Source organism: Cupriavidus sp. 05N40, from assembly GCF_056397305.1.
Window position 1 is genome coordinate 15,747 of sequence record NZ_JBFTND010000039.1, and the last position, 22,764, is coordinate 38,510.

Consider the following 22,764-nt stretch of genomic DNA (forward strand, 5'->3'; position numbering starts at 1 on the left):
CCTCTCCATGCAAGCCACCATTCCACGCCGCCCCTTGCACTGGTTCCTGCGCGAGCTGCGCATCGGCGTGCCCGTGGCATTCGGCGCCGCGCTGTTCTTCAGCACGCTTTACCGCGAGCAGTTCGGCACCAACCTGATCTATTCCATCTGCATCACCGCGCTGATCCAGGCGCTTATCCAGGGCGGGCGCTACGGCATGCTGCGCCTGGGCGTGCAGTCGGAGCGCGCCCCGGGCGGGCGTGCCTGGCCGGACTACCGGCTGATGTTCCCGTGGGTGCTGGTGTCCGGCGTGCTGGGCTATTTCGGCGGCAGTGCCGTGGCCGGCTGGCTGACCGGCTCCTACGGCAGCCCGGCGGAGCTGGCACGCAACCCGCGCGCGCTCGCGCTCAGCACCACCGTGGTCATGGCGCTGGCCGCCGCCATCAGCTACTTCTTCTACACGCGCGGCCGCATGGCCGCCATGGCCGCGCGCGAGCAGGCCGCGCTGCGCRGCGCGGCGGAGAACCAGCTGCGGCTGCTGGAGTCACAGCTCGAGCCGCACATGCTGTTCAACACGCTGGGCAACCTGCGCGCGCTGATCGGCCAGGACCCGCAGCGCGCCCAGCACATGCTCAACCAGCTGATCGCGTTCCTGCGCGCCACGCTGGAGGCATCGCGTTCCGGTCCGCATCCGCTGTCGTCGGAGTTCGCGCGCGTGGCCGACTACCTCGGCCTGATGGAGGTCCGCATGGGCGAGCGCCTGCGCACCGAACTGGACCTGCCGCCCGAACTCGCCGGCCTGCCGGTGCCGCCGCTGCTGCTGCAGCCGCTGGTGGAGAACGCCATCAAGCACGGGCTGGAGCCCAAGCTCGCAGGTGGCGTGATCCGGCTCGCCGCGCGCCGGGATGGCAATGTGCTGGTCCTGACGGTGCGCGACACCGGCATGGGCCTGCGCGTGTCGCCGCTGGCGCCGCCGAAGGACGCCACCTGCTTCGGCACCGCGCAAGTGCGCGAGCGGCTGGCCCAGCTCTTCGGCACCCAGGCCAGCTTCACCCTGGACAAGGCCGGCGATGCCGATGGCGGCACGCTGGCCACCGTACGCATCCCGCTCTCCTGACCCGACGCTCCCGCCGCCACGTCATACCCAATGCAAGCCACCGCCCTCATCGCCGAAGACGAAATCCTGCTCGCCGCCGACCTGCGGGCCGAGCTCTCGCGCTTGTGGCCGGACCTGCGCATCCTCGCCACCGTGGGCGACGGCGCCGCCGCCGTGACGCAGGCGCTGGCGCTGCAACCGGACCTGCTTTTCCTCGATATCCGCATGCCTGGCATGTCCGGACTGGAAGCCGCGCAGGTCCTGGCCGAGGACTGGCCTGCCGGGGGCAAGCCGTTCCCGCTGGTGGTGTTCGTCACCGCGTTCGACAACTATGCGCTGCACGCCTTCGAGCAGGCCGCGGCGGACTACATCCTCAAGCCCGTGCAGCCCGAGCGGCTGGCCAAGGCATGCACGCGCCTGCAGGCCGCGCTGGCGCAGCGCGCGCAGAGCCCCGCGTCCGACGCCACGCTGGCACAGTTGCGCACGCTGCTCGGCGCGGGCTCGCCGCTGGCGCCGGCTTCCGGATCCAGCCAGCCACTCAAGGTCATCCAGGCCAGCGCGGGCAGCACCATCACCATGGTGCCCGTCGCGGAGGTGCTCTACTTCGAGGCCGACGACAAATACGTGCGCGTGGTCACCGCGGGCGGCGGCCAGCACTGGATTCGCCTGTCGCTGCGCGAGTTGCAGGCGCGGCTGGACCCGCAGGTGTTCTGGCAGGTCCACCGCGGCACCATCGTGCGCGCGGACGCCATCGCCACCGCCACGCGCGACGATGCCGGCAAGATCACGCTGACCCTGCGCGGCAGCGACGACAAGGTCGGCGTGAGCCGGCTCTATGCCGACCTGTTCAAGGGGATGTAGGCGCCTGCGCACTTGCTGGCGCGGAACCAGACGCGAAACCAGGCGCGAAACCAGGCGCGAAACCAGGCGCGGATCGCGCGTTCTTGCCGTTTCCGCGCGTCGCGCAATTCACGTTTGTGGTGCGCTCGGCGCTGCAGGCGCCGGCGAAGCCATGACGCATCGGTATGCCAGGTGCCGGGCTGATCGGCGCGGCCGCCCGGTCAGCGTCGGCGGCGGCGCGCCGCTTACCTTGCCCCGAACTGCTGCCCGAGGGTGCGCTCGATTTCGCGAACCGTCTCGATCAGCAGCGGCCTTACCTGTTCGCGCATGCGCTGCGCCGAGAACGTCTGCGCCGGACCGGCGACGCTGATCGCCATCGCGGGCAGGCCGCGTCCGGGGGTGAAGGAGGTGGCGATGCCGTGGACTTCCTTGACCCATTCGCCGAGGGAGGTGACGCAGCCGGTGGTGCGCAATTCCTCCATCGCGCTGGCGATGCCGTGCTCCACGGCAGGCCAGGCGCCTTCATCCAGTGCGCGGATGCGCTCCATGACTTCGGCGCGCTCGCCGGCGGGCAGGCTGGCGAGGTACACGCGGCCGGCGGCGGAGGTGCCGAGCGCGATGCGCGATCCCACGTCGAGGCTGAGGGTGACGATGGACGTGCTGCGGCAGCATTCCAGGTAGAGCATGGAAAGCCGGTCGCGGGTGGACATGGCCACCACGGCGCCGGTGTCGACCGCGAGGCGCTGCATGAACGGGCGCGCGACCTGGCGCACGTCCAGGTTGGAGAGCATGGCGCTGCCCAGCGCGCCGGTGGCGGTGCCGAGGCGGTACTTGCCGCTGTCCGGCACCACATGCAGGTAGCCGAGCTTGGTCAGCGTGTAGGTCAGCCGCGTGACGGTGGACTTGGGCAGGCCGCAGCGCTCGGCGATCTCGTGGTTGGCCAGGAAGGTGTCGCCGCTGCGGAAGGCGCTGAGCACTTCCAGCCCGCGTGCCAGCGCGGTCACGAAGTGGCGGTCCTGCGCGCCTTCGGGGGACGCTTCGTCCTCGCCGTCCTCACGTTCCTCCGCGGTGGAAAGCTCTCGTTCAGCGGAAGTCTCGTTGCGCCTTGCCATCTTGTCCTGTTCCCATCTAGCCGAAAAATCGTGGTGTTGCGCGTGCGCGCCGCCCGGTGGTTGGTGCGCCAGGCCGGTCACCACCGTCCAGCCGCACAAAATAGCATAGATGCCGCCACGCGCCGGATGCCAGGGCTTGCCATGCCGTCATGCCAGGGCGGCGCGCATGGCCTTCTTGTCATACTTCCCCACGCTGGTTCGCGGCAGGCTGGCAACGAAGAGATATCGCTCCGGCACCGCGTACCGGGAAATCGTGCCGCTGGCCACATACGCGTGCAGATGCGCGCGAATGGCATCGGCGCTCACGCTCTCGTCCGCGGGGGACTTGAGCACGACCAGCGCCATCGGGCGTTCGCCCCATTTCTCGTCGCTCACGCCGATCACCGCCGCTTCGCTGACCGAAGGGTGCTGGCAGATGCAGTCTTCCACCGCGTAGGAGGAGATCCATTCGCCGCCGGTCTTGATGACATCCTTGAGCCGGTCGCTGATGCGCAGGTAGCCGCCGGCGTCGATCGTGCCGATGTCGCCGGTGTGCAGGTAGCCGCCGGTCCACAGCTTGCGCGATGCGTCGTCGTCGCCCAGGTAGCCGGGCGTGAGCCACGGTGCGCGCAAGACGATCTCGCCGGCGGATTCGCCGTCGTGCGGCTGGAAGGCCATCTGCGGATCGGCAAGCCTGAGATCGACCAGCGGCAGCGGCCGGCCGGCGGACAGCCGCGCCGGCAGCCACTCGGCCGGTTCGCCCGCCAGCATGGCTTCGTCGACCTGGGCGCTGGTGATGAACGGGCAGGTCTCGGACATGCCGTAGCCGCAGAAGACGTCGATGCCGCGCGCCAGCGCCGCGCCTGCGAGGCTCTTCGACAAGGCGGCGCCGCCCACGATGATCTTCCAGCCGGCCAGGTCGGATTGCGTCTTCTGCGCCTCTGCCAGCAGCATGTGAAGGATGGTCGGCACGCAGTGCGAGAAGGTCACGCCCTCGCGCTGCTGCAGTTGCAATAGCTGGTCGGCCGAGTAGCGCCCCGGGTAGACCTGCTTCACGCCCATCATGGTGGCGGCGTAGGGCATGCCCCAGGCGTGCACGTGGAACATCGGCGTGATCGGCATGTAGACGTCGCCGCGGTGGAAGCGCCCCTGCTGCGCCGGCATGGCAAACATGGCGACGACCGCCAGCGTGTGCAACACGATCTGGCGGTGCGTGTAGTAGACGCCCTTGGGCAGCCCCGTGGTGCCGCTGGTATAGAAGACGGTGGCACGCGTGTTCTCGCTGAAATCCCGGAACGCGAAGTCCGGCGCGGACGCGGCCAGCAGCGCCTCGTAGGCAGGCGCCTGCGAAGCGGCATGCCCGTCGTCGATCACGACCACATGCTCCACCGACGGGAGCTGGTCGCGCATGCCGAGCACCAGGTCGAGGAAATCATGGTGGACCAGCATCACCTTCGGCGCGGCGTGCGCCAGCGTGTAGCGCACGTGCTCGGGGCTCAGCCGTACGTTCACCGTCTGCAGCACGGCGCCCATCATGGGCACGGCAAAGAAGCATTCCAGGTAGCGATGGCTGTCCCAGTCGAGGATGGCCACTGTGTCGCCGTAGCCGACGCCCAGCGAAGCCAGGCCACTGGCAAGGCGGCCGATGCGCTCGCCCAGCGTGCGGTAGGTGTAGCGCGCGGCGTCCCGGTACACGATCTCCTGCCCGGGCGCGTACGAGAGCGGCGATAGCAGGAGCTGCCTGATCAGCAACTGGTAGTCCGGTGCGTGTGCGGTATCTGCATTGTCCGCTTGGTCCGTGGCCGGCATCGTTGGTCTCCTCGTCATGCTTTTGTCGTTGGTCTCCGGGAGCCTGCACTTGCGTGCAAGGCTGCCCGGTGGTCACTGCGGGCCGATGCGCGCAATGCGGCGTTCGATGATGCGTTCGATAAAGCGCTCGATGAAGCGGGCCAGCCGTGCCGGCTGCTCTACCTGGGGCCAGTGTCCGGCGTCGGCCACATGGTCGATCGTGGCGCTGGCGAAGCGCTTCGCCCCGTCTTCCAGCAAGGCGGCGGTGAAGAACTTGTCATCGGTCGTGATGGTCAGGACAGGGGAGCCGACAGCCGACGCATCGGCACCGGCCGGATGCCCGCCGCTCCAGGCGCGCAGCTGTTCCAGCGCGAACGCGCGGCTGGTCCTGGCGGTGGTGGCGGCGAGCACATCCAGCGCGGCGTCGTCGGGATTGATCGTCAACGCGCGCTTGCCGTCCCTGATCTGCGCCAGGTCGGTCAGGCCGGCGCGGGACTGGAATTTCTCCAGCACCGCCGGGGGAAGCGGGTAGCCGCGCAGCGGCGCGGGCGTGATGAGTACCAGGCCCGAGACACCGCCCGCCACCCCCGCCGCCGCGAGTTCGGCAACCTGGCCGCCCATGCTGTGGCCGATCACCACCACCGGTTGCCCGGCGTGGTGGCCGGACGCGGCGACACCCGCGGCCACCTGCGCCGCATAGGCTGCCAGCAGGGCCTGCGAGCTTGCCGAGGCGTCGCCGCTCGCCGCCAGCCGGACGACAAGGTGGCGCCATCCTGGCAGGTGCAGCGCCGCAAGGAGCGGCTGCCAGGTCTCGGGGCCGTCGAGGTAGCCGTGCACGAAGACCAGCAGGCCCTTGCCGGCGCCGGCTTGCGTCGCCTCCGGATGCGTCATTGCAGTGGGATCCATGGGCGCTCCGGACATCATCGTTGCGACAAGTGCTCGGCAAACCAGTCGCGCGCGGCGGTGCTGGAGTGCTCGAACTCGCCCTGGTAGGCGTCGAAGTGACCGCCCTTGATCATCTTGAGCCGCTTGGGTTCCAGCGCGCGTTCGTAGCCGGCGAGCGCGAGGTCCGTCGGCGTGATCACGTCGTTGTCGGCCACCACCATCAGCAGCGGCTTGGGCGCGATGCGGGAGATCCAGTGCCAGGGCTCGTACATCTGCGCCATGCGGGTGGAGCGGATGGTGACGTACTCGCTGTCTTCCACGCCGTCGGGCGTGTGGAATGCATCGTGGAAATCGATCATGTCCTGCGAGCGATAAGCCGCGCGCACGGACATATCGGTGCTGACCACCCGCTGCCGCATGGGCGGCTCGCCGCGCAGCTGCGCGCGGTCGTCGTCGTTGAACAGCGCCTGCTGCGCCGGCCGTATCTCGGCGGACACGCGCCGCAGGCTCTGTTCGTAGCCGCTCATCAGCGGCACCTGTGCCACGACCGTGCGGATGCGCGAATCGGTGGCGCCCAGGACGATGGCATGGCCGCCCGCGTAGCTGGTCCCCCACACGCCGATCCGCGATGTGTCGACGCCAGGCAAGGATTCCAGGTACGAGACGACGCGCCGCCAGTCCGCGATCTGTTGCCACGGATCGATATCGCCGCGCACGGCGCCGCCGCTGAGCGCGAAGTTGCGGTGGTCGTGCACGATGACGATGAATCCCGCCGCGGCGAAGCGCTCGGCGTACTGTTGCAGGCCGCGGTACTTGATGCCCGAGAAGCCGTGGGCCATCGTGATCGCGGGGAACGGGCCGGTGCCCGCGACGGGGCGGAATACCCAGGCGTGGAGATTGACGTCGTCCCCGACCGGGACATAGTGTTCTTCGGGTTGCATGGTGTGCATGGCTTGGACCGGGGGAAGGCTAGGGAAACCTAGGGAAGGCTGTGGAAGGCTGGGGAGGGCGCTCTACTGCCCGCTGAATTCGATGGCGGGGCGCGCGGCACCCGACTCGAAGGCCTGGGTGGCCGACGCCACGCCGCGCCGCACGTCGTCCGTCGTCAACAGCACCGAGACGTGTTCGATCATGGCTTCGTCCGCCGCGCGCACCCCACCGGCCGACCACGCGGCGAGGATCGCCTTGGTGACGGCGTGCGCGCGGGTGGGGCCGGCGGCCAGCTTCGCCGCGCAGTCGAAGGCGGCATCGCTCAGTTCCGCGTCCGGCACGACCCTGGCCACGATGTTCATGGCCTTGGCCTCGCCCGCGCCGATTTCCTCGGACAGGATCACCAGCCGGCTGGCCACCGCGCGGCCGGCGCGCTCGGCGATGCGCTGCACGCCGCCGGCCAGCGGCGCCACGCCCAGCGTGGCTTCGGAGAAGCGGAAGCGCGCGGATTCGGCGGCGATGATGATGTCCGTATGCAGGGCGAGTTCGAAGCCGCCACCGAACGCGCGGCCGTGCACCTGCGTCACCGTCGGGATCGAGAGCGACTCGATCATGTTCAGCACGCCGTTGGAGAAGCCAAAGCGCTCGCGCCGCTCGGCGTGGGTCTTCAGGTCGGGCCATTCGCGGAAATCGCCGCCCTGGCAGAAGTCGTCGCCGTTGCCCCGGAACAGGATGCAGCGGGCGCCTTCGCGCACGCCGCGGCGCACCGCCTGGTCGAGCTGCGTGAACAGGGGCCGCGTCAGGCGGTTCTGCGGCGCGCGGTTGAGCGTCACGATGGCGACGTTCTGCTTCAGTTCGTAGAGAACGATGTCGGATGGTTGCGATGTCATGTCGTGTTCCTTAAGCGGTTTCCCAGATGTCGTCCAGCGCGTCGCGGTCGGTCAGCAGGCTGGCGAGCGCGAGGATGCGCCACCCCTGCGCGGTGCGATGGATCTCGAAATGGACGGCACGCCGCTCGATCTCCGATTCGTCCGCGCGGCGGCGGGACCAGATCACGTCGATGGAGCCTGCGTTGCTGTTGTAGCCGACCACCTTGCGGTCGAGGATCGTCGTGTGGGTATAGTGCTGCGCCTGCAGCGGGTCCTGGTTGGCCCGCAGCAGCCTGATGACGTCGTCGCCGGTCATCAGGCAAGTGGTCATGTTGACGGAGGCCGCATGCAGCGGGTATCCCCAGTAATCGAGGATGCCGTCGACGCTGTCGGAGGGGTTCGCACCCATGCCGATCCAGGCGGGCAGGTAGATGTCGAAGAACCACTCGCTGATTTCCTGTGCCGCGGTTTGCGCGGGAACGGTCTGCGCGATGCGCTGTGCTGTCGTCATGGCTGTCTCGTGTCTGGTCATGGTCATGCGGCGGGATCAGTCGAGCGTTGCGCCGGATTGCTTCACGAGGCCCTTCCACAGCGGAAGCTCGCGCTGGTACGTGGCGGCGAAATCCGCGGGACCGAGGTAGCTGGGCGCCCATCCAAGATCCTTGATGCGCTGCTGCACATCGGGCAGGCTGAGCGCGGCCCGGACTTCGTCGGAGATACGCTGGACGACCGCCTTCGGCGTGGCCGCTGGCGCGGACAGCCCGATCCACCCCACCGCGCGGAAGATCTGGTCGTCGAAGCCGGCCTCGACCAGGGTCGGGATCTTCGGCAGCGAACCGATGCGCGTGGTGCCCGTGACGCCGATCGCCTTCACGCGGCCGGCCGAGATGAATTGCCCCGCCTGCACGGTGGTCGCGAAGGACATCGGCAAGTTGCCGCCGACCAGGTCCTGCAGCATCGGCACTTCGCCGCGATACGCCACGTGCGTCATGTCGGCGCCGACGATCTCGCTCAGATGGCTGGCCGTCAGGTGCGCCACTGTGCCGATGCCCCATGAGCCGTACGACAGCTTGCCCTTGTTCGCCGTCAGGTATTTGCGCAGCTCCGCGCCATTGCTGGCCGGCACGTTGGCATTCACCAGCAGCACGAGGGGCGAGTCCGCGACCTTGGCGACCAGGACCAGGTCCTTCTGCGAGTCGTAGGGCAGCTTCTTGAACAGGTACTGGTTGATCATCAGCTGCGAGCTCAGCGCGAGCGAGAGCGTGTAGCCATCGCCGGGCGACTTGGCGACCGCATCCACGCCGATCGTTCCCGAGCCGCCCGAGCGGTTGTCGACGATGACCGGCTGGCCAAGGCGCGGCGACATCTTCTCGGCCAGCGTGCGCGCGACGATGTCCGCGGCGCCGCCGGCGGCGAATGGCACGATGATCCGGATCGGCTTCTGCGGATAGGTCTGCGCTTGCGCGGGGCACAGCGCGCCGGCGAGCGCGAGTGCCGCCGCGCCGGCGGCGCCCCTGAGGAATTGCGTACGGTGCATGGCTTGTCTCCTTTGTTTTTTTATGGGGTCACATCCAGCTGAGCGTCTGGCCGCCGTCGACCGGGATGACGGCACCGGTGATGTAGCGGCTCGCATCCGACGCCAGCAGCAAGGTGATGCCGTCGAGGTCGTCCATCTCGCCGAAGCGCCGCATGGGAATGCGCTTGCCGATGGCTTCCTCGAAGCCGTGTTCCTGGAACTTGCCGTGCATGTCGGTGCGGAAATTGCCGGGCGCGAGCGCATTGACCCGGACCCCGCGGCTACCGAGTTCGAGCGCCATGATGTGCGTGAGGTGGACCAGCCCGGCCTTGGAGGCACCATAGCTGGCGAGCTGGCCGCTGGCGCGCAGCCCGGCCGAGGAGGTCACGTTGATGATGGAGCCGGTCTTGCGGGCGGCCATCGAGCGGGCAGCTTCCTGCGCCACGAGGAAGGCGCCCTTCAGGTTCGTATCGAAGATGCGCGCCACCTCGGCGGGGTCCTGGTCGACAAAGCGCTCGATGTAGATGATCCCGGCGTTGTTGAAGAGGATGTCGATGGRCTGTCCGAGCGCCGCCTGCGCTTCGGCCCATGCCGGCGCGATGGTCTCGGGCACGGTGACATCCAGGTTCACCGCGCAGCTTCGATGGCCCTGCCCGGCGAGCGCCTTCACGGCGTCCTGCAGCCGGTCGGYACGCCGTGCCCCCAAGGCGACGGCGGCGCCCGCCGCGGCGAGCACCTGGGCGACATGCAGCCCGATGCCGCTCGAAGCCCCGGCGACAAATGCTGCCTTCCCGCTCAGATCGAACATGACTGGTACGTTGTTCATTTCCACACCTCGATTCGAATAGTCCGGCACCAACGGTGGCGCCGTGTCTCCTGTCGCCCCGCCGGAACAGGCACGGCAGCGAGCGCTTCGCCGGAACCTGGCCTGCGTGCCAAATCCAGAGCAACTGCGGAACAATGTACTGCACAGCAGTTTTCATATCAAGAAAAAGACTGTGTTTGCGGAACAAAGTTTAAAAGCGTTTCGCTATGCAGTTCAAATTGAGTTAAGAGTGATGATAATGCCGCTTTTATGGGCAATGTCCGCCGATCCGGTGGCGGGCAGGCGGACAGGAGGGGGCGTGATCTGTTTTCTTGCGGCGCGGGCGTGGCGCGTGCCCGTCCGCACGGCGGCGGGGGCCCGGGAGACGTCAGGAGATATCCGGGCTAGTGCGGCCTGATGCGGGCTGGCGTGGGGTTGTGCGGGGGGAGTGCGCGTGGCGAGTGCGCGGGATGGTGCGGAAGGTGGTGCGGAAGGTGGTGCGGAAGGTAGGGCGGAGAGTAGCGCGGGGGCGTACGGAAACCGGCGCCATGGCGCGCGGGATGTCCCATCCCACGCGCCATGGCCGGCCAGGGGGTATGGCTTACCTGGGCTGCTCGACCACCCTCAGATAGGGCTTGAGCGTCTTGAACCCTTGCGGGTACTTCTTCTTGGCGTCTTCGTCCGACACCGAGGTGGGGATGATGACGTCCTCGCCCGGCTTCCAGTTCACCGGCGTGGCCACCGTGTGCTTGGCGTTGAGCTGGACCGAATCCAGCAGCCGCATGACCTCGTCGAAGTTGCGCCCGGAGCTCATCGGGTAGATCAGCATCGCCTTGACCTTCTTGTCCGGGCCGATGATGAAGACCGAGCGCACGGTGGCATTGTCCACCGCGGTGCGCGGCGCGGCGCCGCTGGCATTCGGGTGGATCATGTCGTACAGCTTGGCCACGTTGAGGTCGGCGTCGCCGATGACGGGATAGTTGAGCGCGTGCCCCTGGGTTTCTTCGATGTCCTTGGCCCAGGCGTGGTGATCGCTGACAGGATCCACGCTCAGGCCGACGACCTTGGTGTTGCGCTTGTCGAACTCGGGTTTCAGCTTTGCGAGGTAGCCCAGTTCGGTGGTGCAGACAGGGGTGAAGTCCTTCGGGTGGGAGAAGAGGATGGCCCAACCGTCACCAATCCACTCGTGAAAAGTGAGTTTCCCTTCGGTGGTGTCCGCGGTGAAATCGGGCGCCACGTCACCAATGCGAATCGACATGCTGAGCCTCCGTATCTTTGGGTTTGGGGAATCCGCCAGGCCGTCATGGCCAGGTGAGCGCAGTGCAGATGAAATTCATGGCGGAACCTGCACGGGAAATATATGCGTTCCGGAGCGATCCACAAAGGGTTCGCTGTGGCCCATGCGATATTGGCCGGTCTGGCTGGGGGCGCGCGGGGCGGGGGCGCGCGGCCTTGCCGCATGCCGTTGTTTCAAGATTGGAACAGCAAGGGGGGAGGGCCTGCGGGCTGGCATGGGTCGCGGCCGGTGCGTGAGCGGATGTGATGGGGGCTTTGCAATCGCCGGCGCGGTGGCGCCGGCTTTCCTGTCGGGCGCGTGGCGAGCGCGTCGCGCCTGCGGCGCCGGTCGCAGGCGAGGCCGCCTGCCGGCGGCATCGGCTTCCCTGCCTCAGGCGTCCACCAGCACCTCGAAGCCGCCAAAGATCATCCGCTTGCCATCGAACGGCATCTCGCCCTGCATCTTCAGGCGCGGGTCTTCCATGGCGGCTTTCATGCCGGCGTCGCGGGTCTTGCGGTCGGGCCACGTGATCCAGGAGAAGACGACGGCTTCGTCGTCCTTGCGCTGGACGGCCATGCTGAACGAAGTGACCTTCCCTTCGGGCACGTCGTCGCCCCAGCATTCGACCAGGGACAGCGCGCCGTTTTCCTTGAAGACCACGCCGGCCGCCTGGGCCATCTTCTTGTAGGTCTCGCGGTTGGCGATGGGGACGGGAACGACAAATCCATCGATGTATGCCATGTCTGATCTCCTTTGGTCGTCGAAAAGGGGGGCGGGCGCGTTGCGCGCCGCTACCAGGACGACGATTCAGTCTGGCCGGGATCGACGGCGGTCGCGGGATTTTTTTTGGGCGCGCGGCCTCGGGTGGCGCGAACGGCATGTTGCGTTTTCCAGGCTTGCGCTCATGGGCCGTGACAGGCACGCCACTGCGCGAGCCGCTTAGCCAAGCGGCAGCAGGTCGCGGAACGAATTCTCGATATGCGTGACCAGGGAAGGGCTGGCCATGCCGCCCAGCACCTGCCGGAAGTCTTCGAATGCCTGCTCGACGGCGGCGCGATCCGTGGCTTCGACAAGCCGGGTGCGGATGGGATGGTCCATGGTGCCGAAGCTGCGCGCCATGACGTCCATCAGGTACATCCGCGCCGCCGCAAGCGAGCGCTTTGCGCCGGCTTCGGCGGGAGGCGCGGCGGGCGATGGCGCGGGCTCTTGCATTGGCGCTTGTACCGGCGCTTGCTCTGGCGCTTGCTCTGGCGCCGGCGCCCCTCGTGCCGCGCCGGCGACCGCGGCCGCGACCTGGATCAGGCCGCCTTCGAGCAGTTGCGTGACGGCGCTGGCTTCGAGCCCGAGCTGCGCGGCCCGGCTGACCATGTCGGCCATGCTGGTGCGGCCATCGACCATGATCAGCAGCGCGCGGCTGCGCCGGTCGAGCGGCCCGCTTCGTTGTCCGATCGCTTCGCGACCTGCCTGCGTTTTTTCCAGCAGCCCAACCAGACCTTGCATGGCTCGTCCTCCCCGGGGTCGGGCCGAGCCTAGTGCGGCCAGGTTACAGCAGCATGACAGCACGGCGGCATGCGCCGCGTGCCTCGCCGCCGGCCGGCCGCACGAGGGAGCGTGACTTCCGGGGGCGTGGCAGGTCAGCCGGCGCTCAGCGCGTGCCCAGGCGCCACAAGGAGGTCACCTCGGCCGCGCGTGCCGTATGCAGCGCATCTGCCTGGTCGGTGGTCTTCGGGTGGCGCGGCTTGACTTCCAGGCGGCCCAGCATCTTCAGCCCGGCCTCATCGATCCAGCCCAGCAGCGTTTCGCGCGTGCGCAGGCCCAGGTGCTCGGCCAGGTCGGAAAGCAGCAGCCAGCCTTCGCCGCCGGGTTCGAGGTGGTCGGCCAGGCCGGCCAGGAAGCCCTTGAGCATCTGGCTGTCCGGGTCGTACACGGCATGTTCGATCGGCGAGTTGGCGCGCGCCGGGACCCAGGGCGGGTTGCAGACCACCAGCGGGGCGCGCCCTTCGGGGAAGAGGTCGGCCTTGACGATCTCCACCTGGCGGTCCAGGCGCAGGCGCTGGATGTTCTCGCTGGCGCAGGCCAGGGCGCGCGGGTCCTGGTCGGTGGCAATCACGCGCTTGACGCCGCGCTGGGCCAGCAGGGCGGCCAGCACGCCGGTGCCGGTGCCGATGTCGAAGGCGAGTTCGGTGGCCTTGGCCGGGAGCTGGGCCTTGGCGACCAGGTCGATGTACTCGCCGCGCACCGGGGAGAACACGCCGTAGTAGGGGTAGATGCGCTCGCCCAGGGCGGGGATCTCTACGCCCTTCTTGCGCCATTCGTGCGCGCCGATCAGGCCGAGCAGTTCGCGCATGGTGGCCACGTAGGGGGCATCGACCTCGCCGTGGGCTTCGCGGCAGGCCTCGGTCACGTCGGGTGCGCGGCRCAGGGGCACGCTGTGGTCGGCCTCGAAGGGCAGCAGCAGCATGCCGAGCGTGCGGGCGCGCTGCGACTGGGCCTGGCGGTGCAGGTGGAAGGCCTCGGTGGGGGTGGGCTTGGCCTGGGCTTTGGCGTTCCGGTGCGCCTTCTTGGGCTTGTCGGCGCGGCGGGCCAGGGCTTGCAGCAACTGGCGCGCGTTCTGGAAGTCGCCGCGCCAGAGCAGGCCGGTGCCCTCGCAGGCCAGGCGGTAGGCGGTGTCGGCGGAGGTGGTGTCGTCGGCGATGACCACGCGCTTGGGCGGGGGCATATTGGATTCGGAGCGCCAGTTGGCACTGCGTTCTTCGCCGTCTTCGGTCCAGTGGATCTTGCTTTGTTCTTGGTTCGTCATATTGGTTTCAGGCCAGTTCAGTGGGCCGGCTCCGCATGGCGGGCGGGCAGGGCGCGCCAGGCCGGGGCGCGCCGTCGGCATCGGACAGGCCGATGCCTTGTAAAAAATCAGAGTTCGTAGGCTTCGTGGTCGCCGGACATGGCCTGTTCCACCAGCTTGCGGTTCAGCGTGGGGGAGAACAGTTCAATAAAGGTATACACAAAGCTGCGCAGGTAGGCACCCTGCTTGACTGCCAGATGCGTCACATTGGTGCCGAACAGATGGCCGGCGGGGATGCCGCGCAGGTTGCGGTCGCGCTCGGCATCGTAGGCCAGCCCGGCCACGATGCCCACGCCCAGGCCGATCTCGACATAGGTCTTGATGACGTCGGCGTCGATGGCTTCGAGCACGATGTCCGGCTGCAGGTGGCGCAGCTCGAAGGCCTTGTTGATCTTGGGGCGGCCGGCGAAGTTGAGGTCGTAGGTGATGATGGGGTAGGCCATCAGGTCTTCCAGCGCCAGGTGCTTCTTTTCCAGCAACGGATGGTCAGGTGGCGTCACCACCACATGTTGCCATTGGTGACCGGGCAGCGAGACCAGGTTCTTGTCCTCGGAGATCCCCTCGGTGGCGATGCCGATGTCGGCCTGGTCGTGCAGCACCATGTCGGCAATCTGGCTGGGATTGCCCTGTTGTATGGAAAGGCGCACTTTCGGGTAGCGCTTGGTAAACTCGGCGATCACCCGCGGCAGGGCGTAGCGCGCCTGGGTATGGGTGGTGGCGATGGTGAAGTTGCCCTGGTCCTGCGCGGCGTAGTCCTTGCCCACCCGCTTGAGGCTCTCCACCTCCTGCAGGATCTTCTCCACTGACTCCAGGATGCGGCGGCCGGGCTCCGTCAGGCTGCGGATGCGCTTGCCGTGGCGGGTAAAGATATCCACCCCGAGTTCTTCCTCGAGCTCGATGATGGCCTTGGAAACACCTGGTTGTGATGTGTAGAGCGCTTTTGCGGCTTCGGTCAGGTTGTAGTTCTGACGTACTGCCTCACGCACAAAGCGGAACTGGTGCAGATTCATATAACTGGGTTCGTATAAACAAACAACTTCTTATTAGTTTGAGATATGAGGCCAGTTTATTACGATTCTCGAACTTTGTTAATGAACGGTCGGATTCTCCGCGCGTGGGCCTGCTTCCTGGCTCCCCCCGGAATACCGGCCGGCACGTGAGTCCTCCATGTCCCTTGCCTATACCGTTTCCGGTCTGCTAGTAGGCGTCCTCGTCGGTCTGACGGGCGTGGGCGGGGGCTCGCTCATGACGCCGCTGCTGACGCTGCTGTTCGGCTTCTCGCCGGCCACGGCGGTCGGTACCGACCTGGCCTTCGCCGCCATCACCAAGGGGTTCGGCACGCTGGCGCATCGCGCCCACGGCCACGTGCAGTGGCAGGTGGTGCGCCGCCTGTGCATCGGCAGCCTGCCGGCCGCGGTGGCGGCCATCCTGGTGCTCAAGAGCGCCGGCGAACTCGACGCGCAGTGGCTGCACGCGATCCGCCTGACGATCGGCGTGTCGGTGATCCTGACGGTGCTGTCGCTGCTGTTCCGCAAGCAGATGCTGGGCTGGCTGGCCCGCAACCCGCGCTTCCAGCTCGAAGGCCGCGCCCAGGCCATCGCCACCGTGCTGGTGGGCGCCGTGATCGGCGTGCTGGTGACGGTGTCCTCGATCGGCGCCGGCGCCGTGGGCGCCACGCTGATCCTGCTGCTCTACCCCAAGATGAAGCCGGCCGAAGTGGCGGGCACCGATATCGCCTACGCCGTGCCGCTGACGGCGCTGGCCGGGCTGGGCCATGTGTGGCTCGGCACCGTGAACTGGACCCTCTTGCTGTCGCTGCTGGTGGGCTCGATCCCCGGCATCTGGCTGGGCGCGCAATTGTCGCGGGCGCTGCCCGAACGGCTGGTGCGCGCCGCGCTGGCAACCACGCTGACGCTGGTCGCCATCAAGCTCGTCTCCTGAATTCAACGCATACCGAATACTGAACGGACCCACACCATGTATCAGTACGACCAATACGACCAGCGCATCGTCAACGAACGCGTCGCCCAGTTCCGTGACCAGGTGCGCCGCCGCCTGTCCGACGAACTGACCGAGGAAGAATTCCTGCCGCTGCGCCTGCAGAACGGCCTGTACATGCAGCGCCATGCCTACATGCTGCGCGTGGCGATTCCGTACGGCCTGCTGTCGAGCAAGCAGATGCGCATGCTGGGCCATATCGCGCGGACCTATGACCGCGGCTACGGCCACTTCTCCACCCGCCAGAACATCCAGTACAACTGGATGGAGCTCGAGCGCGTGCCCGACGTGCTGGCCGACCTGGCCAGCGTGGAAATGCACGGCATCCAGACTTCCGGCAACTGCGTGCGCAATATCACCACCGACCACTTCGCCGGCGTGGCGCCGGACGAATCGGTGGACCCGCGCGTGCTGGCCGAGCTGCTGCGCCAGTGGAGCACGTTCCAGCCGGAATTCGCCTTCCTGCCGCGCAAGTTCAAGATCGCCATCTCGGCTTCGGCCGACGACCGCGCCGTGGTGCAGATGCACGATATCGGCATCTACGCCTACCGCAATGCCGAAGGACAGACGCGCCTGCGCATCCTGGCCGGCGGCGGCCTGGGCCGCACCCCGATCCTGGGTTCGGTGATCAAGGAAGACCTGCCCTGGCAGCACCTGCTGTCGTACGTGGAATCGGCCATTCGCGTGTACAACCGCTATGGCCGCCGCGACAACAAGTACAAGGCGCGCATCAAGATCCTGGTGAAGGCCATCGGCGCGGAGAAGTTCGCGCAGGAAGTCGAGGAAGAATGGCAGCACAGCAAGGATGGTCCCGCCACCATCACGCAGGCCGAGTTCGACCGCGTGGCGCAGTACTTCGCGCCGCCCGCCTATGACAAGCTGGCCGACACCGATGCTTCGTACGAGAAGCACCTGCTGGAAGACAAGGCCTTCGCCCGCTGGGTGAGCCGCAGCGTGCATGCGCACAAGGTGCCGGGCTACGCCGCGGTGACCCTGTCGACCAAGCCGGGCCCGGTGTCCCCCCCGGGAGACGCCACCGATGCGCAGATCGACCTGGTGGCCGATCTGGCCGACCGTTACGGCTACGGCGAACTGCGCGTGGCGCACGAGCAGAACCTGGTGCTGCCGGACGTGCGCAAGCGCGACCTGTTCGCGCTCTGGCAGGAAGCCAGGAAGGCTGGCCTGGCCACCGCCAACATCGGCCTGCTGACCGACATCATCGCCTGCCCGGGCGGGGATTTCTGCTCGCTGGCCAACGCCAAGTCGATCCCCATCGCGCTGGCCATCCAGGAGCGCTTCGACGACCTGGACTACGTGCACGAYCTGGGCGAAGTCACGCTGAACATCTCGGGCTGCATCAACGCCTGCGGCCACCACCACGTTGGCAATATCGGCGTGCTCGGCGTGGATAAGGACGGCGAGGAGTGGTACCAGGTGACCCTCGGCGGCGCGCAAGGCAACAAGAGCGCCATCGGCAAGGTGATCGGCCCGTCGTTCAAGGCCGAGGAAATGCCCGACGTGGTGTCGCGCATCATCGACACCTTCGTGGCCAACCGCCATGAGGACGAACGCTTTATCGACGTGCTGGGCCGCATCGGCATCGCACCGTTCAAGGAACGGGTGTACGCCGACAAGCAGCGCGAACGCGCCGAAGCCTGAGCACCGGAGAAACAAGACATGGCAAAGATCATTCAACTGCAACGCGGCGAGCAAGGCGCCAACCCCACGCCGGTCATCATCGACGATGCCTGGACCGTGCTGCGCGGCGCCGAGGGCCAGCCCGTGACCGACGAGCAGGTCGCTGCCGCCGCCCAGGGCAAGGACGCGGTGCTGTTCCCGCTGACCGCCTGGCTGGCGCACAAGGACGGCGTGCTGGCCGGCCGCGCGGCCGGCATCACCGGCGTCTGGCTGGCGCCCGAAGACGAGCCGGCCGATGCGCAGGCAGCCTTCGACAACGTGTCCGTGGTGGCGGTGGACTTCCCCGTGTTCCGCGATGGCCGTGGCTTCTCCACCGCCTACCTGCTGCGCACGCGCTACCACTGGGCCGGCCAGCTGCGCGCCATCGGCGACGTGCTGCGCGACCAGCTCAACTTCATGAAGCGCTGCGGCTTCGATACCTTCGCCGTGCGCGCCGACAAGAACATCGAGGACGCCATCAAGGGCTTCACGGAATTCACCGTGGCGTACCAGGCATCGGTGGACGAGCCGCTGCCGCTGTTCCGTCGCAACCGTGCCGAAGCGCTGGGCAGGGAAACGGCATGAGCGAGATCTCCATTGCCAGCGTGCCGGTGACCGTGCTGTCGCCGCTCGCCGCCGCGCCCGACGCGCCGGTCTCCGGACTGCGCCCGCCGGCGCTGTGGACGGCGCCGGAATACACCGGCAGCGTGGCCGATCTCGAGGCCAAGGAACGCGAGCTGGGCCTGCGCCTGGCCGGCATTGCCGGGCGTTTCTTCCGCGCGCGCTTTGCCTCCAGCCTGGCTGCCGAGGACATGGTGGTGACCGACGCGATCCTGCGCGGCTCCGAAGCCGTGCGCGCCGGCATCCGCGTGTTCACGCTGCAGACCGGCCGCCTGCACGCCGAGACGCTGGCGGTGCTGGATGCGGTCAAGGCGCACTATGGCTACGACATCGAACAGTTCACGCCGGACCCCGAGGCCATTGCGAACTACCTGAAGAACCACGGGCTGAACGCTTTCTACGACAGCGTGGACCTGCGCAAGAGCTGCTGCGGCATCCGCAAGGTGGAGCCGCTGAACCGAGCGCTGTCCCATGCCGATGCCTGGCTCACGGGCCAGCGCCGCGAACAGGCGGCGACGCGCTCGGAGCTGCCCTTCGAGGAAACCGACGAAGCACGCGGCATCCCCAAGTTCAACCCGCTGGCCGACTGGTCCGAAGCCGAGGTGTGGGCTTACCTGAAGCGCCACGACGTGCCGGTCAACGCGCTGCATGCCAAGGGCTACCCCAGCATCGGCTGCGAGCCTTGTACGCGTGCGGTGCGCGCTGGCGAGGACGTGCGTGCGGGACGGTGGTGGTGGGAGAGCAAGGACTCGAAAGAGTGCGGGCTTCACGAACAGAACATCAAGCATTGAGGCCAAGAACGACATGGGCATCATGAACGAACTGAAGGGCGCGCCGGACGTGGCCCACCTGCTGCAAGTGCAGAACGACCACCTCGACAAGCTCGAGGCGGAATCCATCTACATCATCCGCGAGGTGGTGGCCGAGTGCCGCAACCCGGCCCTGCTGTTCTCGGGCGGCAAGGACTCCATCGTCATGCTGCACCTGGCGCTCAAGGCCTTCCGCCTGGGCGACCGCAAGACCGAGCTGCCGTTCCCGCTGGTGCATATCGACACCGGCCACAACTACCCGGAAGTCATCAGCTTCCGCGACCAGCGCGTGGCCGAGCTCGGCGCGCGCCTGGTGGTGGGCCATGTGGAAGACTCCATCAAGCGCGGCACGGTGCGCCTGCGCAAGGAAACCGACTCGCGCAACGCGGCCCAGGCCGTGACGCTGCTGGAAACCATCGAGGCGCACAAGTATGACGCGCTGATGGGCGGCGCCCGCCGCGACGAAGAGAAGGCGCGCGCCAAGGAACGCATCTTCTCGTTCCGCGACGAGTTCGGCCAGTGGGACCCGAAGGCCCAGCGCCCCGAACTGTGGAGCCTGTACAACGCCCGCATGGCGGCCGGCGAACAGATGCGCGTGTTCCCCATCTCCAACTGGACCGAGCTGGACGTGTGGCAGTACATCGCCCGCGAAGAGCTGGCGCTGCCGCCGATCTACTACGCGCACGAGCGCGAAGTGGTGCGCAAGAACGGCCTGCTGGTGCCGGTCACGCCGATCACCCCGAAGCAGGCTGGCGACGTGAGCGAAGTGCTCTCCGTGCGCTTCCGCACCGTCGGCGACATCAGCTGCACCTGCCCGGTGGCCAGCGTGGCGGCCTCGCCGATCGAGATCATTGCCGAGACGGCGGTGACCGAGATCACCGAGCGCGGCGCCACCCGCATGGACGACCAGACGAGCGAAGCCTCGATGGAGCGCCGCAAGAAGGAAGGCTACTTCTGACACCGGACGCCTATGCGGGCACATCGCGTCGTAGCGCGGGTGCTCGTGTACCGATGTACACGTCGCCCCCGCGCGCCAAGCGCTGCCTCCCGCATCTGCGCCGGAGCGAGCGCCCCGGGGGAACAAAGGATCTGATTATGAGCACCCAAGCATCACACCAAGGCCTGCTGCGCTTCATCACCGCCGGTTCGGTCGACGATGGCAAGAGCACGCTGATCGGCCGCCTGCTGTACGACAGCAAGGCGGTATTGTCGGACCAGCTGACCGCGCTGACCCGCGCCAAGAACAAGCGCACCGCTGGCGAGCAGATCGATTTCTCGCTGCTGACCGACGGCCTCGAGGCCGAGCGTGAGCAGGGCATCACCATCGACGTGGCGTACCGCTACTTCTCCACCGCGCGCCGCAAGTTCATCATCGCGGATACGCCGGGGCACGAGCAGTACACCCGCAACATGGTGACCGGCGCGTCCACCGCGCATGCCGCCATCGTGCTGGTCGACGCCACCCGCGTGACCGTGAACGACGGCCGCGCCGAGCTGCTGGCCCAGACCAAGCGCCATTCGGCCATCCTCAAGCTGCTGGAGATCCAGCACGTGATCGTGGCCATCAACAAGATGGACCTGGTCGAGTTCAGCGAGCAGCGTTTCGACGAGATCCGCAACGCCTACACCGAGCTGGCTGGCCARCTGGGCCTGAAGGACGTGCGCTACGTGCCGGTGTCGGCCCTGCGCGGCGACAATATCGTGCACGCCAGCCAGGCCATGCCGTGGTACGCGGGCGAGCCGCTGCTGCCGCTGCTCGAAGCGCTGCCGGTGGAAGAACCCGCGCCCGAAGGCGACGCCGCGCTGCGTTTCCCGGTGCAACTGGTGATCCGCCAGGATGGCGCCCAGGCCGACGATTTCCGCGGCTACGCGGGCCGTGTCGAGGCCGGCACCGTGCGCGTGGGCCAGAAGCTGCGTGTGCTGCCGGTCAACCGCGAAGCGGTGGTGGCCGAGGTGCTGACGCCCAATGGCGTGGCCGAATCGGCCAGTGTGGGCGAGACCGTCACGGTGCGCCTGACCGAAGACGTGGATGTATCACGCGGTGATATGTTCGTCGCCGCCACCGCGGACAGCGTATCGGCCAAGAAGCTGACCGCCGACCTGTGCTGGTTCGACGACGAATCGCTCAATCCGGCGCGCAAGTACGTGCTCAAGCACACCACGGCCAGCGTGTTCGCGCGCGTGTCGTCGGTGGACCGCGTGCTGGACGTGCACACGCTGTCGCACGAGACCGGCCGCCACGACATTCGCCTCAACGATATCGGCTCCGTGCAGCTCTCGCTGCAGAAGCCCATCGTCTGCGATGTCTACGGCGACAACCCAGCCACCGGCGCCTTCGTGCTGATCGACGAGGCGACCAACCACACCGTCGCCGCTGGCATGATCCGTGCATTCGCCTGAGGCGTATGCAACAAGCGAGCGAAGGCTAAGGAGCAAGGCATGGGCAAGGTCTACCTGATCGGCGCGGGTCCCGGCGCTGCGGACCTCATAACGGTGCGCGGTGCACGACTTTTGGGCGAAGCCCAGGTGGTGCTGCACGATGCGCTGGTGTCGCCCGAGATGCTGGCGTGGTGCCCGCAGGCCCAGCTTGTCGAAGTGGGCAAGCGCTGCGGCCAGCGTTCCACCGCGCAGTTGTTCATCAACCGCCAGATCGTCGACATGGCCGGCAAGCATGAGCGCGTGGTGCGCCTCAAGGGCGGCGACCCCATGCTGTTCGGCCGTGCCGACGAGGAACTGCAGGCGCTCGAAGCCGCCGGCATCGAGTACGAGATCGTGCCCGGCATCACCGCCGCGCTGGCGGCGGCCTCCGCCATCCGCAAGCCGCTGACCAAGCGTGGCGTGGCGCGCAGCGTCGCCTTCGCCACCCAGAGCAAGGCCGCCGATACGATCGACGTGGAAGCCGATGTGAAGGCCGATACGCTCGTGTATTACATGGGGCGCGACCAGGCGGCATCGATTGCCGCCCAATTGATCGCCCACGGCAAGCCGGCTTCGACGCCTGCCTGGGTGGTCGAGGCCGCAACGTCCGCACGCCAGCGTAGCCGTGAATTCACCCTGCGCCAGATGGCGGCGGGCGAAGCGGCGGCCTGGATCGACCCGGCACAGCCTAGTCTGTTGATGATCGGGGAAGCGCTGGGAGCGCGGCGGACCGAAGGATTGCCGGCTGAGGCTGTTGAAGGGATGACGCGGGCGGCATGAGGGGGATGGGTTATGTTTGAGTGTGAATCAACTTCAAAAGCTTGAATTTAACGTCAAAGTCGGCTTCGACGACAAAGTCAAAGTCAAAGTCAAAGACAGAGTCAACATCAAAGTCAAAGGCTTTCGCGCCCCCGGCGCGACCTACTTTCTTTTGTCCGAAAAGAAAGTAGGCCAAGAAAGCGGACTCCTGGCCGGAGGGGCAGAAGAATCCAGGGGTGACGGGATTTGCGGATTCGTGGTGGGCGTGTCGGTTCTGCTGGGATCTGCCGGTACCGGCGCTGACGGCCACTACACCGCGAAAGGTGCTGGATTCGTGGTGATGCCCCTGATCGCTGGCGCTCTGCCAGTTCGGGCATCTGCCGTTACCGGCTCGGGCGGCCACGGCATGGCACCGGCACTGGTTTCGTAGTGGGCGTGGTGGATCCGGCGCCGGTGCATTGGGTTTCGGTGTTGGGCGGCCACGATATGGCACCCTCGGTGCCTAATAGCGCCAGCTTCAGAAGTGAGCCGGCACATTTGCGTACCGGTCCACCGCGCCCACCACGAA

Annotated in this window: 24 protein-coding genes; 11 read left to right on the forward strand and 13 right to left on the reverse strand. The window is 67.4% G+C overall.

What is annotated here, in order from left to right:
- Positions 1-7: 7 nt before the first annotated feature.
- Positions 8-1,096, forward strand: coding sequence for a sensor histidine kinase (locus AC1DO7_RS11790; protein ID WP_477116161.1), 1,089 nt, complete (start codon positions 8-10; stop codon positions 1,094-1,096).
- A gap of 30 nt (positions 1,097-1,126) precedes the next feature.
- Entirely contained in the window at positions 1,127-1,936 is an 810-nt protein-coding gene (locus AC1DO7_RS11795) for a LytR/AlgR family response regulator transcription factor (protein ID WP_441650180.1), read from the forward strand.
- A 224-nt stretch (positions 1,937-2,160) separates the two neighbouring features.
- Here the strand turns inward: AC1DO7_RS11795 and AC1DO7_RS11800 are convergent, their stop codons facing one another.
- From AC1DO7_RS11800 to AC1DO7_RS11835, 8 genes are all read right to left on the reverse strand, one after another.
- Positions 2,161-3,027: an IclR family transcriptional regulator gene (locus AC1DO7_RS11800; protein WP_441618646.1), complete on the reverse strand. Its 867-nt coding sequence runs from the start codon at positions 3,025-3,027 to the stop codon at positions 2,161-2,163.
- Positions 3,028-3,174: 147 nt separating this feature from the next.
- Entirely contained in the window at positions 3,175-4,815 is a 1,641-nt protein-coding gene (locus AC1DO7_RS11805; RefSeq protein ID WP_441618648.1) for a fatty acid--CoA ligase, read from the reverse strand.
- 72 nt (positions 4,816-4,887) lie between these two features.
- A complete protein-coding gene (locus tag AC1DO7_RS11810; protein ID WP_441618649.1) occupies positions 4,888-5,700 on the reverse strand; it encodes an alpha/beta fold hydrolase in 813 nt (270 codons plus the stop codon).
- Positions 5,701-5,714: 14 nt separating this feature from the next.
- Entirely contained in the window at positions 5,715-6,629 is a 915-nt protein-coding gene (locus AC1DO7_RS11815; RefSeq protein ID WP_441618651.1) for an alpha/beta hydrolase, read from the reverse strand.
- 63 nt (positions 6,630-6,692) lie between these two features.
- Positions 6,693-7,499 (reverse strand): enoyl-CoA hydratase/isomerase family protein, encoded by an 807-nt coding sequence (locus tag AC1DO7_RS11820; protein WP_441618653.1) that lies wholly within the window; start codon positions 7,497-7,499, stop codon positions 6,693-6,695.
- Positions 7,500-7,509: 10 nt separating this feature from the next.
- Positions 7,510-7,989 carry a DUF6841 family protein gene (locus tag AC1DO7_RS11825; protein ID WP_441618654.1) on the reverse strand — a complete coding sequence of 160 codons (480 nt, stop codon included), beginning with the start codon at positions 7,987-7,989 and terminating at the stop codon, positions 7,510-7,512.
- A gap of 36 nt (positions 7,990-8,025) precedes the next feature.
- On the reverse strand, positions 8,026-9,015 hold the full coding sequence (locus AC1DO7_RS11830; RefSeq protein ID WP_441618656.1) for a Bug family tripartite tricarboxylate transporter substrate binding protein: 990 nt from the start codon (positions 9,013-9,015) through the stop codon (positions 8,026-8,028).
- 28 nt (positions 9,016-9,043) lie between these two features.
- The gene (locus AC1DO7_RS11835; RefSeq protein WP_477116162.1) at positions 9,044-9,820 is read right to left on the reverse strand and encodes an SDR family NAD(P)-dependent oxidoreductase; all 777 of its coding nucleotides are present in this window, start codon (positions 9,818-9,820) and stop codon (positions 9,044-9,046) included.
- 106 nt (positions 9,821-9,926) lie between these two features.
- Here AC1DO7_RS11835 and AC1DO7_RS11840 point away from each other — a divergent pair, with 106 nt between their 5' ends.
- Entirely contained in the window at positions 9,927-10,217 is a 291-nt protein-coding gene (locus AC1DO7_RS11840; RefSeq protein ID WP_441618659.1) for a hypothetical protein, read from the forward strand.
- Positions 10,218-10,400: 183 nt separating this feature from the next.
- Here the strand turns inward: AC1DO7_RS11840 and AC1DO7_RS11845 are convergent, their stop codons facing one another.
- From AC1DO7_RS11845 to AC1DO7_RS11865, 5 genes are all read right to left on the reverse strand, one after another.
- Positions 10,401-11,057 (reverse strand): peroxiredoxin, encoded by a 657-nt coding sequence (locus AC1DO7_RS11845; protein ID WP_441618661.1) that lies wholly within the window; start codon positions 11,055-11,057, stop codon positions 10,401-10,403.
- 408 nt (positions 11,058-11,465) lie between these two features.
- Positions 11,466-11,816 (reverse strand): DUF1428 domain-containing protein, encoded by a 351-nt coding sequence (locus AC1DO7_RS11850; protein WP_441618663.1) that lies wholly within the window; start codon positions 11,814-11,816, stop codon positions 11,466-11,468.
- Between the two features lie 198 nt (positions 11,817-12,014).
- Positions 12,015-12,575, reverse strand: a complete 561-nt coding sequence (locus AC1DO7_RS11855) for a hypothetical protein (RefSeq protein WP_441618665.1) — start codon at positions 12,573-12,575, stop codon at positions 12,015-12,017.
- A gap of 145 nt (positions 12,576-12,720) precedes the next feature.
- Positions 12,721-13,875, reverse strand: a complete 1,155-nt coding sequence (locus AC1DO7_RS11860) for a methyltransferase (RefSeq protein WP_477116163.1) — start codon at positions 13,873-13,875, stop codon at positions 12,721-12,723.
- Between the two features lie 107 nt (positions 13,876-13,982).
- The gene (locus AC1DO7_RS11865) at positions 13,983-14,924 is read right to left on the reverse strand and encodes a CysB family HTH-type transcriptional regulator (RefSeq protein WP_441643587.1); all 942 of its coding nucleotides are present in this window, start codon (positions 14,922-14,924) and stop codon (positions 13,983-13,985) included.
- Between the two features lie 157 nt (positions 14,925-15,081).
- Between AC1DO7_RS11865 and AC1DO7_RS11870 the strand changes: the two genes are divergently transcribed.
- From AC1DO7_RS11870 to AC1DO7_RS11905, 8 genes are all read left to right on the forward strand, one after another.
- Positions 15,082-15,855, forward strand: a complete 774-nt coding sequence (locus AC1DO7_RS11870) for a sulfite exporter TauE/SafE family protein (RefSeq protein ID WP_441618671.1) — start codon at positions 15,082-15,084, stop codon at positions 15,853-15,855.
- A gap of 36 nt (positions 15,856-15,891) precedes the next feature.
- On the forward strand, positions 15,892-17,571 hold the full coding sequence (locus AC1DO7_RS11875; RefSeq protein ID WP_441618673.1) for a nitrite/sulfite reductase: 1,680 nt from the start codon (positions 15,892-15,894) through the stop codon (positions 17,569-17,571).
- A gap of 18 nt (positions 17,572-17,589) precedes the next feature.
- Positions 17,590-18,174 carry a DUF934 domain-containing protein gene (locus tag AC1DO7_RS11880; RefSeq protein WP_441618675.1) on the forward strand — a complete coding sequence of 195 codons (585 nt, stop codon included), beginning with the start codon at positions 17,590-17,592 and terminating at the stop codon, positions 18,172-18,174.
- Entirely contained in the window at positions 18,171-19,001 is an 831-nt protein-coding gene (locus tag AC1DO7_RS11885; RefSeq protein WP_441618677.1) for a phosphoadenylyl-sulfate reductase, read from the forward strand. The genes AC1DO7_RS11880 and AC1DO7_RS11885 overlap by 4 nt, the downstream gene beginning before the upstream one ends.
- Positions 19,002-19,014: 13 nt before the next feature.
- Complete coding sequence (gene cysD / locus AC1DO7_RS11890) at positions 19,015-19,977, forward strand: sulfate adenylyltransferase subunit CysD (RefSeq protein WP_441650182.1); 963 nt, start codon at positions 19,015-19,017, stop codon at positions 19,975-19,977.
- 137 nt (positions 19,978-20,114) lie between these two features.
- Positions 20,115-21,419 carry a sulfate adenylyltransferase subunit 1 gene (locus tag AC1DO7_RS11895; protein ID WP_441618681.1) on the forward strand — a complete coding sequence of 435 codons (1,305 nt, stop codon included), beginning with the start codon at positions 20,115-20,117 and terminating at the stop codon, positions 21,417-21,419.
- Between the two features lie 39 nt (positions 21,420-21,458).
- On the forward strand, positions 21,459-22,217 hold the full coding sequence (gene cobA / locus AC1DO7_RS11900) for a uroporphyrinogen-III C-methyltransferase (RefSeq protein WP_441618683.1): 759 nt from the start codon (positions 21,459-21,461) through the stop codon (positions 22,215-22,217).
- A gap of 22 nt (positions 22,218-22,239) precedes the next feature.
- Positions 22,240-22,626, forward strand: a complete 387-nt coding sequence (locus AC1DO7_RS11905) for a hypothetical protein (protein WP_441618685.1) — start codon at positions 22,240-22,242, stop codon at positions 22,624-22,626.
- Positions 22,627-22,764: the final 138 nt, after the last annotated feature.